The 16,239-nt window shown below is 43.4% G+C and carries 15 protein-coding genes and 1 pseudogene; 6 read left to right on the forward strand and 10 right to left on the reverse strand.

Annotation, left to right across the window (positions count from 1 at the left end):
- Window positions 1-8 precede the first annotated feature (8 nt).
- Together ABWT76_RS30640 and ABWT76_RS05900 are read left to right on the forward strand one after the other, a co-directional pair.
- Window positions 9-344: pseudogene (locus ABWT76_RS30640) on the forward strand (hypothetical protein); the annotation flags it as partial.
- 21 nt (window positions 345-365) lie between these two features.
- Entirely contained in the window at window positions 366-854 is a 489-nt protein-coding gene (locus ABWT76_RS05900) for a hypothetical protein (RefSeq protein WP_354635793.1), read from the forward strand.
- 71 nt (window positions 855-925) lie between these two features.
- Here the strand turns inward: ABWT76_RS05900 and ABWT76_RS05905 are convergent, their stop codons facing one another.
- Together ABWT76_RS05905 and ABWT76_RS05910 are read right to left on the reverse strand one after the other, a co-directional pair.
- Window positions 926-1,291, reverse strand: a complete 366-nt coding sequence (locus tag ABWT76_RS05905; RefSeq protein ID WP_054464669.1) for a DUF5615 family PIN-like protein — start codon at window positions 1,289-1,291, stop codon at window positions 926-928.
- On the reverse strand, window positions 1,266-1,619 hold the full coding sequence (locus ABWT76_RS05910; protein WP_054464668.1) for a DUF433 domain-containing protein: 354 nt from the start codon (window positions 1,617-1,619) through the stop codon (window positions 1,266-1,268). The genes ABWT76_RS05905 and ABWT76_RS05910 overlap by 26 nt, the downstream gene beginning before the upstream one ends.
- Before the next feature lie 58 nt (window positions 1,620-1,677).
- Between ABWT76_RS05910 and ABWT76_RS05915 the strand changes: the two genes are divergently transcribed.
- The 4 genes from ABWT76_RS05915 to ABWT76_RS05930 all read left to right on the forward strand — a co-directional run bounded on the left by ABWT76_RS05915 (window position 1,678) and on the right by ABWT76_RS05930 (window position 6,181).
- Window positions 1,678-1,941, forward strand: coding sequence for a hypothetical protein (locus ABWT76_RS05915; protein ID WP_054465898.1), 264 nt, complete (start codon window positions 1,678-1,680; stop codon window positions 1,939-1,941).
- Between the two features lie 215 nt (window positions 1,942-2,156).
- A complete protein-coding gene (locus tag ABWT76_RS05920) occupies window positions 2,157-2,807 on the forward strand; it encodes a flavin prenyltransferase UbiX (protein ID WP_199317389.1) in 651 nt (216 codons plus the stop codon).
- 80 nt (window positions 2,808-2,887) lie between these two features.
- Window positions 2,888-3,976 (forward strand): hypothetical protein, encoded by a 1,089-nt coding sequence (locus ABWT76_RS05925; RefSeq protein ID WP_190879054.1) that lies wholly within the window; start codon window positions 2,888-2,890, stop codon window positions 3,974-3,976.
- A 186-nt stretch (window positions 3,977-4,162) separates the two neighbouring features.
- The gene (locus tag ABWT76_RS05930; RefSeq protein WP_354635794.1) at window positions 4,163-6,181 is read left to right on the forward strand and encodes a serine/threonine-protein kinase; all 2,019 of its coding nucleotides are present in this window, start codon (window positions 4,163-4,165) and stop codon (window positions 6,179-6,181) included.
- A gap of 465 nt (window positions 6,182-6,646) precedes the next feature.
- On the opposite strand, the gene ABWT76_RS05935 is transcribed toward ABWT76_RS05930, so the two are convergent.
- The 8 genes from ABWT76_RS05935 to ABWT76_RS05970 all read right to left on the reverse strand — a co-directional run bounded on the left by ABWT76_RS05935 (window position 6,647) and on the right by ABWT76_RS05970 (window position 15,591).
- Window positions 6,647-8,395 carry an ABC transporter ATP-binding protein gene (locus ABWT76_RS05935; protein ID WP_054465901.1) on the reverse strand — a complete coding sequence of 583 codons (1,749 nt, stop codon included), beginning with the start codon at window positions 8,393-8,395 and terminating at the stop codon, window positions 6,647-6,649.
- Window positions 8,396-8,670: 275 nt separating this feature from the next.
- Window positions 8,671-9,120 carry a nitrate reductase associated protein gene (locus tag ABWT76_RS05940; RefSeq protein WP_354635795.1) on the reverse strand — a complete coding sequence of 150 codons (450 nt, stop codon included), beginning with the start codon at window positions 9,118-9,120 and terminating at the stop codon, window positions 8,671-8,673.
- A gap of 40 nt (window positions 9,121-9,160) precedes the next feature.
- Entirely contained in the window at window positions 9,161-9,634 is a 474-nt protein-coding gene (locus tag ABWT76_RS05945; protein ID WP_054465903.1) for a phosphate-starvation-inducible PsiE family protein, read from the reverse strand.
- 46 nt (window positions 9,635-9,680) lie between these two features.
- The gene (locus tag ABWT76_RS05950) at window positions 9,681-10,109 is read right to left on the reverse strand and encodes a phosphate-starvation-inducible PsiE family protein (RefSeq protein ID WP_156331666.1); all 429 of its coding nucleotides are present in this window, start codon (window positions 10,107-10,109) and stop codon (window positions 9,681-9,683) included.
- 162 nt (window positions 10,110-10,271) lie between these two features.
- Window positions 10,272-12,488 carry a molybdopterin oxidoreductase family protein gene (locus ABWT76_RS05955; protein ID WP_054465905.1) on the reverse strand — a complete coding sequence of 739 codons (2,217 nt, stop codon included), beginning with the start codon at window positions 12,486-12,488 and terminating at the stop codon, window positions 10,272-10,274.
- Window positions 12,489-12,849: 361 nt separating this feature from the next.
- Window positions 12,850-13,539, reverse strand: a complete 690-nt coding sequence (locus ABWT76_RS05960) for a hypothetical protein (RefSeq protein WP_354635796.1) — start codon at window positions 13,537-13,539, stop codon at window positions 12,850-12,852.
- Window positions 13,540-13,828: 289 nt separating this feature from the next.
- Window positions 13,829-13,963, reverse strand: a complete 135-nt coding sequence (locus tag ABWT76_RS05965; protein ID WP_255353176.1) for a hypothetical protein — start codon at window positions 13,961-13,963, stop codon at window positions 13,829-13,831.
- Window positions 13,964-14,049: 86 nt separating this feature from the next.
- The gene (locus tag ABWT76_RS05970; protein ID WP_190879045.1) at window positions 14,050-15,591 is read right to left on the reverse strand and encodes a ferredoxin--nitrite reductase; all 1,542 of its coding nucleotides are present in this window, start codon (window positions 15,589-15,591) and stop codon (window positions 14,050-14,052) included.
- Window positions 15,592-16,239: the final 648 nt, after the last annotated feature.

Raw genomic sequence — 16,239 nt, forward strand, 5'->3', positions numbered from 1 at the left:
CCGATGAAACAGACACCAGCGCCATTTGTCAAGAACTTTGCACCCTAATTTACTCCCTCGCACTCCCCGATACAGACATCCCCCCTGTCAGCAACTTTGCCCAACTCAAACAACAGATTCTCACCGTAAAAAAACAACTGCAAAAACGCCACCTTGCCCTAATTTTCCATAACTGTAAACCTCATCCCCCACTCCTCACCTGCTGTCGCAAAATTGCCGATGCTAAACTGGGTTTACACATCCTCTGGATAACCGATGAACCCCTAGAAGAACCTTTACGCGGGTTTCCCCCCAATCAGGATAATTTATTAGGGGCGATGCAAAGTTGGATTTCGGAATTTTAGGAAAGAAACCGGGTTTCTGGGGTGGGTATCAAGAGTTATCTGTGGGATGCGAGAAAGAAACCCGGTTTCTGGGGTTCTGGGGGTGGCTGTTGGGGCAAAGAAACCGGGTTTCTTCTGTGGGTATCAGGAGTTATCTGTGAAATGCGAGAAAGAAACCCGGTTTCTGGGGTTATGGGGGTGGCTGTTGGGGCAAAGAAACCGGGTTTCTGCGACAATTTTTCGTTTGACACCAAAGATACTGATAGAAACCCGGTTTCTGGGGTTCTGGGGGTGGCTGTTGGGAGAAAGAAACCGGGTTTCTGTTGTGGGTATCAGGAGTTGTCTGTGGGTGGCGAAAAAGAAACCCGGTTTCTGGGGTTCTGGGGTGGCTGTTGGGGCAAAGAAACCGGGTTTCTGGGGTGGGTATCATACCAAATCCGGTTCTCATATACTGACTATGATCATTACCTAAAACGCTTGTGGATTCCCGCCTTCGCGGGAATGACATATGACCTGATAAACGGGTTTTAACAACCGGATTTGGTATCAGGAGTTATCTGTGGCAGCGAAAAAGAAACCCGGTTTCTGGGGTTCTGGGGGTTTCAAACAATCTCTCGCAAATGAACTATTTGATCCTGATATTCATCATCAAAAGATGCCTCAGCAATAAAAATTAATTGCCGAATATTTTGTCCGATACTTAATTTGGCATTGAGGAGAAAAATCCCTGGTATATGACGACCTTCAGCTAAATGATCTGCCAAATGCAAGGGCATCGATTTACGATTATTCGTCACCAAGATAAAGTTATATTCCTCACACCATTTAAGAATTTCTGGATCTAAAGTTCCCCGACTCGGTGCTTCTGGTTCCCCCACGCACCAAATTATCAAATCGGGATTGCTTGTCAGCATTTCAGCTTTATAGCTAGGATCGACATTTTCATCCAACAGATAATTCAGACTCATTTTTGATTTGTTTAGCTTTTTGTTCCGCTCTCAATTTTTGCAGTCTAGCAATACCAGGTGGAGGATTAAGTTGTTGGGCTTTAAGTTGCTGATGACTCCACTCTAACCAGTCAGCAATGTAGTTACTAACGGCTTCTTTATTATGCAGATAATAAAGGATAGTAGCATAAACTTGTTCTAAGTTTAGAGATGGATAAGTTTGGGCAATTTGTTCGGGAGTGCGAGCGCGATGAATGAAATCATATAGGATAGTTTCTATGCCGATTCGCGTTCCTTTGACCCGAATATCATCCGATCGCTGAAAATCAAAATAGTCTTCCAATTGCATCGGTGAATCCTCCTATTTTAAAGTTGGTGTAAGTTGACTGGGTAATTGATATTATATCATGGAAAAAGAATTGTTGGGGCAAAGAAACCGGGTTTCTGCTGTTGGTATCAGGAGTTATCTGTGGGAAGCGATAAAGAAACCCGCTTTCTGGGGTTCTGGGGGTGGCTGTTGGGGCAAAGAAACCGGGTTTCTGGGGTGGGTATCCGGAGTTATTTGTGGGAAGCGAGAAAGAAACCCGGTTTCTGGGGTTCTGGGGGTGGCTGTTGGGGTAAAGAAACCGGGTTTCTGCTGTTGGGAGAAAGAAACCGGGTTTCTGTTGTGAATATTAGGAGTTATCTGTGGGAGGCAAAAAAGAAACCCGGTTTCTGAGTTTCTGGGGTTCTGGGGGTGGCTGTTGGGGCAAAGAAACCGGGTTTCTGTTGTGAATATTAGGAGTTATCTGTGGGAGGCGAAAAAGAAACCCGGTTTCTGGGAGGGCTGAGGGGCGATCGCTTCGCCGATACAGTATTCTATTAATTAGAAAACTTTCGTAAATTCATGTCTGAATCGATTTCTCCTTCTCCTAAGCCCTTAATTTTGGGCGTATCCGGTGCCTCTGGTTTAATTTATGCGGTGCGATCGCTGAAATTTCTCCTAGAAGCCAATTATCGAATTGAACTGGTGGCCTCGAAATCCGCTTATATGGTTTGGCAAGCGGAAAACAATATTAAAATGCCCGCTGACCCGGAATTACAAGGGGAATTTTGGCGGGAACTAGCCGGAGGTGTCACCACAGGTCAGTTAACCTGTCACCCTTGGCAAGATGTGGGGGCGAATATCGCTAGTGGTTCTTTTAGAACTTTGGGAATGGTCGTGATTCCCTGTAGTATGAGTACCGTGGCTAAATTGGCAGCGGGTTTAAGTTCCGATTTACTCGAACGCGCCGCAGATGTGCAAATTAAAGAAGGTCGTAAACTGGTAATTGTCCCCCGTGAAACGCCTTTTAGTTTGATTCATTTGCGGAATTTAACCGCTTTGGCTGAAGCCGGTGTGCGAATTGTCCCGGCAATTCCTGCTTGGTATCATCATCCTCAAACTATTGAGGATTTAGTAGACTTTGTAGTAGCACGGGCTTTGGATCAGTTAGAAATTGACTGTATCCCGATTAATCGTTGGCAAGGCCATCGCCAAAACAAAAATAGCGATTAGGTTAGATCAATTCATGCCAGCCCTGGTACAGATCGGGCTCTGTCCCGAAAGCCCCTCTAGTCCCATTTGAGGATAAAATTATGCGAAACTTACGCCTAGGATTACTGCTGGTATCTGTGGTAGCGATCGTTATTTTTATTCAGCAAAATCTCTCCCCAGTTTTACCCCTAACATTTTTGGGGATGAAAACTGTGGCATTTCCTCTTTCCTTGTGGATTTTATTCGCATTGGCTGCGGGGGTTTTGACCGCTCAATTGGTTGTGATGCTGCTGCAATTTCCGATCGCTGCGAGTCAGAGGTCACAGGCAAGCGATCGCCCACGAGAAGCTAGGGCAAATTCTTCGGTTAACGACGGGAAAATTCCCGACGCGCGATCGGTTCAAGCCCGAAGCAAAGGCGATGAATCTTCATACTCAAACCGAGAAAAAACCACGACTTATGCTGACAGTTTCCGTAGTGGCTCAAAAGCTGCCGCAGATTTTGGCACGGTGCGGGATTTACAGGATAATTCGACTAATTGGGTTGATGATGAAGAAGTTGAGCAAAATTGGGTTGATGATGATTCGCAAAATTGGGTGGATGAACCAATAGAACCAGCAACAAAATCAAGTGCAACTCCTAAAGTTACGCCGCTGAAAACTGATTATGAAGTGCCGAAATCACCAACCAGTGAATATCGCTCTGGCACGATTTATTCTTATAGTTATCGAAAACCAGAAAATACTGGGGTGGGTATTACTGAATCGGTGAATGATGCAGAGTATCGAGTGATTATTCCGCCTAATTATGAGCATGAGGAACAGTCTGGAAAGTCTGCCGTTGGTGACTATTCATCCAACGATTATGTCGCTCGCAAATATTCTAGTGATGAATATTCTAGTGATGAATATTCTAATGATGAATATTCTAATGATGAATATTCTAGTGATGAACCCTTTAAACCAGAAATAGTAGTACCGACCCCGACACCTGCACCGCAACCAACCCCGGAACCTAAACCACCATCAACTCCGGTTTATAAACCCGAAGTTGAACCTGTGCGATTCCGCGAAGTAGAACGCGAACGCGAATCACCTCAAACTAAAATCCAAACCAATAATCAAACCAATAACAATGATGAGGATGATTGGAGTAAACCTAGGAAAAAGAATAATGACGATTGGGTTTAAAACCTTTTCAGCGATCGCACAACAGCCCGGTTGCTGGCTAAAATATGCATAAAATATTGGTAAGGGCGAAGCATTTCCGGAAAAAATTCACGCTTCTCACCCATCAAACTTCTGCGGGAATGCTTCGCCCCTACAGATCGAAAAACGCCATAATCTAATTATTCCTCAGCCAGTGGAACAATCATCATGGAACAAAACAACTTAAACCAAAACAACCAAAACAACTTCAACAAATTATTCAATTGGTTGCCCAAGGCTAAAAATCGTGACGATTCTCCCCAAGCGGAATCGCCCAATTCTGGCAGTTTTTTGACAAAAATTACCGCCAATTTGGGCAAAAATAGCCCGCGAACTCTCAGCCCTAGCAATGAATTTCCTGATTTCCAAATTCATGGATATCAAGTGCTGCAAAAATTAGGTCATAACTATGCGGGGGGTCGCTGTACTTATCTAGGGGCGGACTGCCAAACTAAGCAACCTGTGGTGATTAAGCAATTTCAATTTGCTAAACCAGGGGCGGACTGGTCAGCGTATAAAGCCCACGAACGGGAAATTAAAGTATTACGAGAACTGAGTCATCCCGGAATTCCCCGTTATTTAGATTCTTTTGAAACCGCTGAGGGATTTTGTCTCGTCCATGAATATAAAAATGCCAAGTCTTTAGGGGTTTATCGTCGGTTTACCCCGGAAAAAATTAAGCAAATTGCCACATCTTTATTAGAGATTTTGGTTTATTTACAAAACCGAGTACCGCCCGTAATTCATCGGGATATTAAACCGGAAAATATCCTGGTTGATGATTATTTGAATGTGTATTTAGTGGATTTTGGCTTTGCCCGCATTGCCGGAGATGACATGATGCAAAGTAGTGTGATTTCTGGCACCCCTGGGTTTATGCCCCCGGAACAATTACTCGATCGCAATTTGAGTGAAGCTTCTGATTTATATGGGTTGGGTGTCACCTTAATTTGTCTTTTAACTAAGACTCCATCCACAGAAATTACCAAAATTATTGATAGTCAATATCGCTTAGATTTTCGCGAATTAGTGCCATTTCTTAGTGATGCTTTGATTTCCTGGTTGGAAAAAATGGTACAACCCAATGCAGGCGATCGCTTTCCTCATGCTGCTGCTGCCCTGGAAGCCCTCACCCCGATTGCCGTAAATCGCACTTTACCGGAAGTAGAATTAAGCCAATCTACCATAGAATTAACTGGCGAATATGGAGAAATTTTAACCCACACCATAGAGGTGAAAAATTCGGTGGCTGATACGGTCTTACAAGGTCGTTGGGAAATCACTGCCCCGACTAATTTATTAGTTGATGCTGGTGCCGATGATTTATCCGATTCCTTAGCGAAAAAACTGCCAAAAAATGCTGATTGGTTAAAAATAAAACCAACTAAATTTAAGCGCAATAAAGTCAAAGCTGAAATTATTATCAATACCGAAAATTTAGTGATTAATGAAGTTTATGAACGGAATATTTTACTCCATACTAATTCAGCGACTCCGACCCAAATTGTCACTATTAAAGTAAAAGCCGTTACCCCAAAAATCACCTTAGCCAAAACCAGCGCCCTGCTGCAAAAGAAACTATCATCTCAGTTACCGTTAACATTATTAATCATCGGGGCTGCAACACCGATTACTCTGCTTTATCCTTATATAGCCGCTGTGATTTCTATTCCCTTAGTGGTGTTAATTGCCAACGATATCTCAGGAAAAATTGCCGATAATGATTTGAATAATATGGCTGAATTTGCCCAGAAATGGCTAGTTGCCCCGACTTTGACGGTACTAGGGATATTTTTATTAACTCATTTACAAATTGATTGGGTAGAAAGTCCCAAATCTCAACTGTTGTTACGCCTGTTAATTACCTTATTAATGGGTGGGGTTGGGGTCGGTATTTTCACCTTATTTAAACCGGCTTTTAAACGGGTGGCGGTGGTGTTGCCGTTGCTAATTTTTGCCAGTTCTTTTGTATTTGTGGGAGTTGCCGGGGGTTTGGTGGGCAAAATTGCCGAAGTTGGGGTGAGTAGCTATATTTTAACTGGCACCGTTCAGCAGAGTATTACTAAGGAAAAACTTTCTAAAGGATTGGCGTTAAAAAAATATGGGTTAAAGGCAATGTTTGGCCTGGGTTTGGGTAGCGCGATCGCCTGGTTATTGATTTATTTAGGCATGGGTTCTTTGCTGTGACAGAGAAACCGGGTTTCTGGCAAAAATCTGGGTATTTGAAGCACAAATATTAGGTGAGGGCGAAGCATGACCGTATATAAGTTATTGCTGCAAAACATAAATCTACTGCGGTCATGCTTCGCCCCTACAAAGGTAAATTATTCCCCAAATAAATAGAAACCGGGTTTCTGGCAAAAATCTGGGTATTTGAAGCACAAATATTAGGTGAGGGCGAAGCATGACCGTATATAAGTTATTGCTGCAAAACAAAAATCTACTGCGGTCATGCTTCGCCCCTACAAAGGTAAATTGTTCCCCAAATAAATAGAAACCGGGTTTCTGGCAAAAATCTGGGTATTTGAAGCACAAATATTAGGTGAGGGCGAAGCATGACCGTATATAAGTTATTGCTGCAAAACAAAAATCTACTGCGGTCATGCTTCGCCCCTACAAAGGTAAATTATTCCCCAAATATTTTTGATGTGTTTATAATAGAACCGCTTCTAATTTTTGTTGTTCCCAGAGCAATCGATAGAGTCCACCTTCCTGCAAGAGTTTTGTGTGAGTGCCACTCTGCACGATCGCCCCAGCAGCCATGACAAAAATTCGGTCAGCTTTGGCAGCGGCAGACATTTGGTGAGAGATAAAAATCACCGTTTTCCGCTGAGTTCCCGTGGAGAGATTTTTGAGAATATCCGTGGCGGTTTGGTTATCTACACTGGAAAGGGCATCATCTAAAATAAGCACGGGTGCATCCATTAATAACGCTCTCGCGAGGGCGGTACGTTGCCGTTGTCCCCCAGAAAGGGTAATGCCTCTTTCCCCCACAATTGTTTGATATTGTTGGGGAAAATTGAGAATTTCGGCGTGAATTTGCGCTTGTTTGGCGGCATATTCTACTTGTGTTTGATCCGCCAATGGGTTGCCATAGCGAATATTATCTTGAATGGTGGTACTAAAGAGAAAACTTTCTTGGGGAACATAGGCGATCGCCCCCCGTAAATCCGTTAATCTTAATTGGGTGATATCTTGTCCATCCAAAAATAACTGACCGGGTTCAATATCTAGTAACCGGGGCAAGGCATTAGCTAAGGTCGATTTTCCAGCAGCAATTGGCCCAACGATCGCGATCGTTTCTCCGGGCATAATATCAAAACTGACATGATTTAATGCGGGAATTTTGCTATCAGGATAATAATAAGTCAGATGACGAGCAGTGAGTTTTCCTTTAGCCTCTTCTGGGGGTAAAGAAATCGCCTGAACCGAGTCAACAATTTTTGGTTTAGCTTCGAGAATGGCTTCGACGCGATCGACACTCACCTCTCCCCGTTGATAAGTGGTAATGGTAAAACCCATCAAGGCAGTGGGAAATACTAACCGTTCCACATATAAAAGTAAGGCGACAAAATCTCCGACGGTAATCACTTTATCCGCGATCGCGTTTCCCCCAAAGGCCAATAAAACCAGTAAACTAATACTGGCTAAACCCCCCAAAATGGGAAACAATAAGCTGCGAGTTTTGGCTAACTTTAAATTAGCCTTCAATAAGGTTTCATTTTTATCAGCAAAAGCTCGCCGCTCATTTTCCTCTTGGGCATAAATTTTAATTAAAGAAATCCCGCTCATATCCTCTTGAATTAAATCGCTCAAATTGGATAATTCTTCTTGAACGGTTTGCTGCTGGGTGCGGAGTTGATCGCTAAATAGTTGCACAATAATCATCAGCAACGGATACACAGAAAGCGCCAATACAGTCAACTTCACATTAATCGATAGCATCACCGGAATGGTCAGCCCATAAGCAAATACGATATTGGCAAAGGATAACATAGCAAACCCAACTAACCGGCGAATACTATCCACATCAGAAGTCGCACGGTTAATTAAATCTCCCACGGGGTTTGCGGCAAAATAAGCCGGTTCTAAAGTGAGTAAATGTTCAAAAATCTTTTGCTTGAGGTCAAATTCTACTTGTCTTCCTACCCCAAACAGCCACATTCTTGAAGCAACGCGAATCACCCACATAACGGTGGTCATTACCAGGATAATGATGACATATTTCAACATCAGTTGAAAGTCAAACATTGCTTGGAGTTCATCAATACTATTGCGAATTAGCAGGGGAATATAAACCCCTAAAGCATTGACGATCAATAGAGTGCCAATTCCCCCTAGTTCTTGTCTCCAGTAGGGACGGATGTAGTCGATTAGTGTTTTCAGTCTTGAGCGAGCCATGTTTTGCCCTGGAATTTCCAATGATTTCAAAAATTAATCTTAATTTTATCACTTTTGCTAGGGGTGCGACAGCTTGAGAAACCGGGTTTCTTGGCAAAATCTCTGTTATCCAACCTTCATGGCTGATAGAAACCCGGTTTCTTGGTTGCTTGGGTTGGTTGCTTGGGGGGCGACAGCTTCAGAAACCGGGTGTCTTAATACCATCTTTGTCACCCAAACCAAGAAACCGGGTTTCTTAGAGAAACCCGGTTTCTAACCCGGTTTTTTTGTTTATTTTAAACTAAATTAAACTCTTTCATCGCGGGGATAAAATTAGCATTTTCGTGGCTGGAACGGCTGAGTTTAATCAAGGCAAATCTTTGTAAGGGAGTGAGTTTTGCCCATTGTTCTAAGGTAATGGTTAAATTAAAGGCTTGCGCCTTTCCTTGCACCATTTCTGGTACAATTGTATCATCTAACCAGGAGGGATTTTCCTCAATGGGCAGGTCTTTGGCTTCGCTGCCCGTATGTGAAATTACTTGCTGGTGTAACCAGTCGTGATAGTCTTGGATTTCTGCGGGGGTGGAACAGGGGCGATCGCACAATTGGGAGCGAATTTCTTGGGGAAACTTATGCCAATGGGCTAATTTTAACTTCACCCCACAAGTATCGAGTTTATAGCGTACTTGCATAGGGATGCAATTCAGGGAATCAACAAAATCCGCTTCAAATTGAAAAAAAGTCATCTTCTTTTAGGTGAGTGATATTAACTGGGTATTAACTGATTTATAATCGCCGATTGCTATGGCGGATAATGAAATAACTAAGGGATAAAGCCAGGATAGCTGTTGCCACTCCAATTAGATCAAATCCTCCAGCTTTGTTAAAGTCGAAAATAATAATTTTCCGAGCCATTGCGATCAGAGATGTCACCAGCACTAACTCCATTTGTACCACATTATTTTGCAGATAGGCGGTAATATTTTCGAGAATTTCCAGGGCAATTAATACATCTAAAAATAAGCCAAACAGTTTAAATAATATTTGATGACCCACCAGGACAGGTTGGGTAGTAAATTCTTCTAGGGTGACAATAATTAAGTCCCAAACTGAGACAATGATGACAAAAATCATTACCAAAGATAAGACTTTGGCAGTAAACTTTTGGATTTTATTAATGCTGTAAATAAAAACTGAGTCATCAAAAAAACTGATAATTTTTTGAATTAAATTTATTTGGGGGTGTCGCTCGTTTTTCATGCTTTTTTTAAAAAAGACTGCATAAAAAAACTGACTTCAGATGAAATCAGTCTATTTTTCGATTTAAGTTGCGGACGATCCAGTAACTAATGGAAAGGGCAAAAATGGCCAGTCCTAGACCGATTAAATCTAAGCCTTTGAGCTTACTAAAGTCAAAAATAATGATTTTCCGAGCTACCGCTACCAAAGAGGTGACAATGACTAATTCGACTTGAACGACGTGCTTGCGTAAATAAGCAGTAATATTTTCTAAGACTTCTAGGGCGATTAAAATATCTAAGAATAAACCAAAAATTTTAAATAAGGTTTTATCTAAAAAAATATCTGGGGTGTCTAGAAAATCTTTAGCCACCACAAGAATCAGGTCGCCCACTGAGACGATAATGATAAAAATCATTACCAAGGAGAGGATTTTAGAAAAGAATCCTTCCATCCAGTGGATGCCAGACATGAAATTATCATCGCGAAACCACATCGCGATGTCTGTGAACAATTTGTTAAGTTGAGTTTTTTTGATGGGAGCCATAGACTAGGAGTTAGGCAAAGTGCTGATATCTGGACTGGACCGACTATCATGCCTAGTCTATAGCACAGTGGCTTCTAATTAGAAGTTTTAAAAGAAAAAATAACCGAGTTTCTACGATCGCTGCTGTTGAGTGACAGAGATAGTCTGAAGCAACCCGGTTTCTGCTTGGGCGATCGCCACTAACTGCACCGCACAAGCTTTTAACTCTGGTTGCAAGGAGTCGGGACAGGACTCGGAGTGAGTCAGGGCGTTGGCTTCGGCATTTTCAGCCCAAAGGAAGCCCCAGTGCATCGGTACAAACACTGTTCCACGGGCGATCGCCTCCGTAATCATGGCCGGAAACACAGCATTGCCACGGGGCGATCGCACTTCCACCGACATTCCCTCAGAAATCCCCAACTTTTCCGCATCACGGGGATGAATTTCTATAAACGGATCTGGGTGCATCTTAGCGGTCTTGGGAATTCGTCCCGTCCGAGTTTGGGTATGCCAATGACCATAAAGCCTGCCCGTAGTCAGCACAAACGGATAATCGGGATTCGGCGGTTCCGCCAAACCTTTGGAATAATAAGCCCCAAACCGAGCTCGACCATCGGGGGTATTAAAGCGGAAATCCGTATATAACCGCTTATTCGTGGCAAAGTTGGGGGTAACTTGGTCAGCGGAAAAAGGCCATTGAATCGGGCCATGTTCCGCCAAAAGTTGATGACTCAACCCGGAAGTATCACAAGGACGACCTTTGGTTAATTGGACAAATTCCCCATAGACTTCGGCGGAATTAGCAAAATTAAACTTATCGGCAAAACCCAAACGCCGCCCCACTTCCGCAAAAATTTCCCAATCCGCTTTAGCTTCCCCTGGGGGTTCGCGAAATCCAGCGCACAAAGTCACCACCCTTTCCGAGTTGGTCATCACCCCTGTTTTCTCACTCCACTGGGCAGCAGGCAACAACACATGGGCATATTGCGCGGTTTCCGTCGGATAATAGGCATCTTGATAAACCGTAAACGGGGATTGACGCAAAGCCGCTTGAGTCCGCTTGATATCCGGCATACTCACCGCTGGGTTGGTGGCGGCAATCCATAAAAAACCCACTTGTCCCGCTTCTAAACCCCGGATCATCTCCACGGTGGTCATCCCCCGTTGGGGCTGAATGCTGCCTGGGGGAATTCCCCAAAATTGTTCGACTTCTGCCCGATGTTGGGGGTTTGAAATCGACCGATAGCCCGCTAAAATACTGCAAAGTCCTCCCGCTTCTCGACCTCCCATCGCATTCGGTTGTCCGGTGAGGGAGAATGGCCCCGCCCCCGGTTTACCGATTTGCCCAGTCATTAAATGCAGGTTAATCAGCGATCGCACCTTAGCAGTTCCTTCCGACGACTGATTCATCCCCATTGACCAAAGAGACAAGACGCGATTTGACTCACCCCACCACCGGGCTGCTTGTTCCAATTCATCCAGCCGAATGCCACAAGTTCTTGCCACCAATTCCGGGGCGGTGTTCTGAATTACTTCGGCAAAAGCGGGAAACCCAGAGGTACATTCATCAATAAAAGACGCATCAATATATCCCCATCGCATTAATAAGTGGGCGATTCCATTTAATAAGTCAATATCTGTACCCGGTCGAATGGCTAAATGTAAATCAGCGGCTTCAGCGGTTTGGGTGCGGCGCGGATCGACCACGACCATTTTCACTTGGGGATTTTTTTTGTGGTGTTGTCGCAGGCGATTAAATACAATCGGGTGACATTCAGCGGTATTGGTGCCAATCAGAAAAGCAAAGTCAGTAAGTTCTAAATCTTCATAGCAGCAAGGGGGGCCATCAGACCCAAAACTTTGGGTATAACCCACCACCGCACTGGACATACAAAGGCGGGAATTAGTATCAAAATTGTTGCTGTTTAAACAGCCGGTAAAAAGTTTTTCAGCGGTGTAATAGTCTTCGGTTTGAAACTGACCGGAACCGTAGAGAAAAAGTGCGTTTGGCCCTTGGGTTTCTCGCACGATTTGAATCCGTTGCACAATGCGATCGAATGCTTCATCCCAGGTGGCGCGGCGAAAGGGTTGATCGAGAGATTCTCGCATCATGGGATATTTCAATCGATCTTTATGTAATGATTCGCTAACTGTAGCGCCTTTGACACAGACTTTGCCCAAACTAGAAGGATGTGCGCGATCGCCTTGAACTTTCCAAATCGGCGTTCCTTCACCATCTTTATGAGTGGGTTTTCCCTTTTGTGCTGGTGGGGATACTTCCAAACCACAGCCCACCCCACAGTAAGGACAGATAGTTTTGTTTGAGTTAGTTTGGTTAGAGTTAGTCATAATATAATTGTTTCGGTGAGTAAATATGATTGTTTGATATAAATATTAGACATATTAGACAATTCTGGCTTTCATACCGTAGAATATCCCCCCAACCGATGGCGGTGGATACGCCATCGGCTATATTGAAAAATTCGATGCATCTAATCTAATATTACGATGTTTAATTATTTGCTTAATTATTTGCTTAATTATTTGCTTAATTATTTGCTTAATTATTTGCTTAATTATTTGCTTAATTATTTGCTTAATTATTTTTCAACAACCCAGGAATAGCTGGGGTGAATGCAGGTCTATAAAAAATATCAATTTTTTGACAATTGCATTATCACCCAGCCGCCCGGAAAGAAAAAATTCAGGTTTAATTACCGGAAATCCAAGGGCTAACTTCTAGTTGCCCACTGGGGGTAAAAACCACCACAAATTTAGCAGTTTTGTCTGAGGTTGCCGCCGGATCAATTAAGCTGGGTAAAGGAGTTTCATTGCTATAATTTTTGGCTGATTCATTGATTTCTTTGTAAGAGGCGATCGCCCCTGATTCAGTTACATTAATCTGATACACCAGACTAGAGGTAAATGTGGGATTAGTCGTCCAATTTTCATCAATTTTGCTCAATACTTGGCTGTTTAATGCTTCAAGAGTGGCCGGATCCGTAATAGTCGATTCGGCGATCGCGGGAGCGGTCGTCGCGGGAGCGGTCGTCGCGGGAGCGGTCGTCGCGGGAGCGGTCGCTGTGTCGATCCTGGGCTGACTGGTGACGGAAAGGTTCTCTGTCACCAGGGGGATTTCTTGATTCGTCCCCGAAGTCGATTCAGGGGACAGGGAAGTTTCACCTGGATTGCTGGGGGTCGATAGGCTGGTGGAATAAGTCACAGCGGGTTTACTTTCCTCAGCAGGCGTGGCCATTTTCTCAGGAGTCACCTTGGGTGAGATGAATTGTAGAACCCCGCCTAAAATCAATACAGACACGGTGGCGCCAGTGGCAATCAGGGCATCAGAACGGTAATGTTGATCGGCAGATGTGTTTTCAGTCACTTTATTGCTAGACATAGCAGGTTTTTCCCTTACTTTAAAGTAGCCAAGGTGTATGAGAATATTATGACAATTTTACCTAGTTTTTTCAGATTGAACGGATTATTCTCACTTAGCGGCTGCACATTACCATAAGATTCAAAATTTAAACGTTATCAGTGAACAATCGACCCTGGGAATGTCTGAATTGCTTAATCTGAGAGCTTTGAGCTTTACCGTTAAGGTTAAGTTTTTTGCCTCTGTTTGGCGGTAATGGCTGGGTGGCAAGTCAAGGCGATCGCTTCTCGGAGCGAAATCCTCCGTTTGCTTACGATTCTTGACTCAGCCACGGCCTCACTTCCCGTTGCCCCTCTGGGGTAAACATGACCAAGAACTTAGCCACGGATTTTTCTGCCGCGAAGGTTTGGGTCATGTCTGTGCTGTGGTTGATGGTGTGGTTCATATCCCGGTGATTTACAGAACCAAGACTCAACTGACTCAACTGATTTAAAGGAGTTTACATAGCGGCGATCGCTCAATAACTCGCCATCAAACCTTCTTCTTTGCGCCAAAATTTTCGATTAACAAATTTTCCAGAAAAGGCTTCAAATCTTCACAAGCAATCCCCTTAGTCACACAAGTACCCAAATGAGCATCTTTGCCAACTTTGCCACCCATATAAATATCCACCCCTTCCACGGTTTTGCCATTCTTGCGGACTTTGGTTCCCATCAAACCAATTTCTGCCACTTGGGGCTGACCGCAAGAATTCGGGCAACCGGTCCAATGCATTCGCACTGACTGGGGAATATCTAATTCTGCTTCCAATTCTTTCACCAGTGCGATCGCCCGGTTCTTCGTTTCCACCAGAGCAAAATTGCAGAACTGCGCCCCAGTGCAAGACACCAAACTGCGAGCCAACGGATTGGGATTAACCGAAAACTTCTCTAACAATGGCTCTTGTAAAAAAGCATCTAAATGGGCATCTTTAACATGAGGAATAATCACATTCTGCTCCACCGTCAGGCGAAGTTCTCCTCCCCCATAAACCGCTGCCATGCGAGCCAAATCAAACATATCTGAAGCATACAAACGACCCACAGGAATATTTAAACCCACATAATTCATTCCCGGTTGCTGCTGAGGATAGACCCCAATATGATCGCGCTTATCCCAATCAATTTCATCTGCCAAAGCAGCGGTTGCCAAAGGGCGTCCTAATTGGCTTTCTACTTTAGCGCGGAACTTTTCGATACCCCACTCATCAATCAGCCACATCAACCGGGCTTTTTGGCGATTTGCCCGCAAACCGGAATCTCGATAAACCTCTAAAATAGCCCGGCAGAGATCCACCACATCATCATTTGGTGCTACCCAAGCATTCAAAGGAATCGCCGCTTCACAACGTTTCGCCGAAAAGAAACCACCGACCAAAACATTAAAACCCAGGGCACCATTTTTATAAGCAGGGACAAAAGCCACATCATTAATTTCGGCGTGAACTGAATTATCTCGTCCCCCTTCAATGGCAATATTAAATTTGCGGGGTAAGTTACTGAATTCGGGATTTCCTGCACCATGATTAGTAATCATATCTTGAACTTTTTGCACTAATTCTCTGGTATCAATTAATTCATCGGCACTAATCCCCGCAACTGGCGATCCGGTGATATTTCTCACATTGTCCATCCCCGATTGAATACTGGTCAAATTCACCGATTCAAGACGGCGGAAAATATCGGGAATATCTTCAAAGCGAATCCCGCGTAGTTGCAGATTTTGTCTGGTGGTAATATCTGCATTGCCATCTTCTCCATAGCGATCGACAATTTCTGCTAAAACCTGCATTTGTTTACTGGTGAGAATGCCGTTAGGCGTCCGTAAACGCAGCATAAATTTACCCGGAGTGACAGGCCGAAAGAAGATGCCCAGCCACTTTAAGCGATGATTTAGGTCAGTTTCACCAACGGATTCCCAACCAATTCTGGCAAATTCATCGAGTTGGTGTTTAACAGCTAACCCATCTTTTTCTTGTTTTAACTTTTCAAACTTATTAGATTTCGTATCTACAGGGCTGGTGGATGTAATCATTGAACGATCGCTCCTCGTTTTACCTCAATATTGTTCTACAAACATATAAATTTAATCCGACAATCTAGTCAAGGTTTAAATTTAATTATTGAATTTTTATTTTTTGCTTAATTTTTTGGGCATATTTAATCGAATTTTTACTTAATAATTCGGCGTTTTGCCGGTATTTTTAGTGTAATTTAAAGGGACTTTACCCCTTTTTTTGTAGTGGTTTTTACAATTTATTAAGAAATATGGGGCTTTTGCATATTACCAATTCTTTTTTTGCATACATGAACGATATTGCCCACCAGGAAAGCTTCCGGGGCTTCCTCTGTGGAGGAGCGGCAACAGGCAAGGGGGAAGCGGATAGAGGATAAATTATAACAGATGGCAGATAATGAGTAACAGATAAATTATAAACAATAGAGGAGAAAAGATAGTGAATAGTGAGTAGTAAATACACCAACGATAGATGATAGAGAGAGTACAGGATAGAGAAAAAATTTTCACTCTTTACTTTTCACTTGTCACTTGTCACTATAAAGCCAGCACCTGGTTTATCGAACAACCGGGTTTCCGTTCTTACTGCGTAAATATACGGATACACGCAAATTCCGTATCCGTATATTTACGTAAATTAAATTATGCAAATGTCACGATGGCTGA

The sequence above is a fragment of the Planktothricoides raciborskii GIHE-MW2 genome (assembly GCF_040564635.1).
Lineage (GTDB): Bacteria > Cyanobacteriota > Cyanobacteriia > Cyanobacteriales > Laspinemataceae > Planktothricoides > Planktothricoides raciborskii.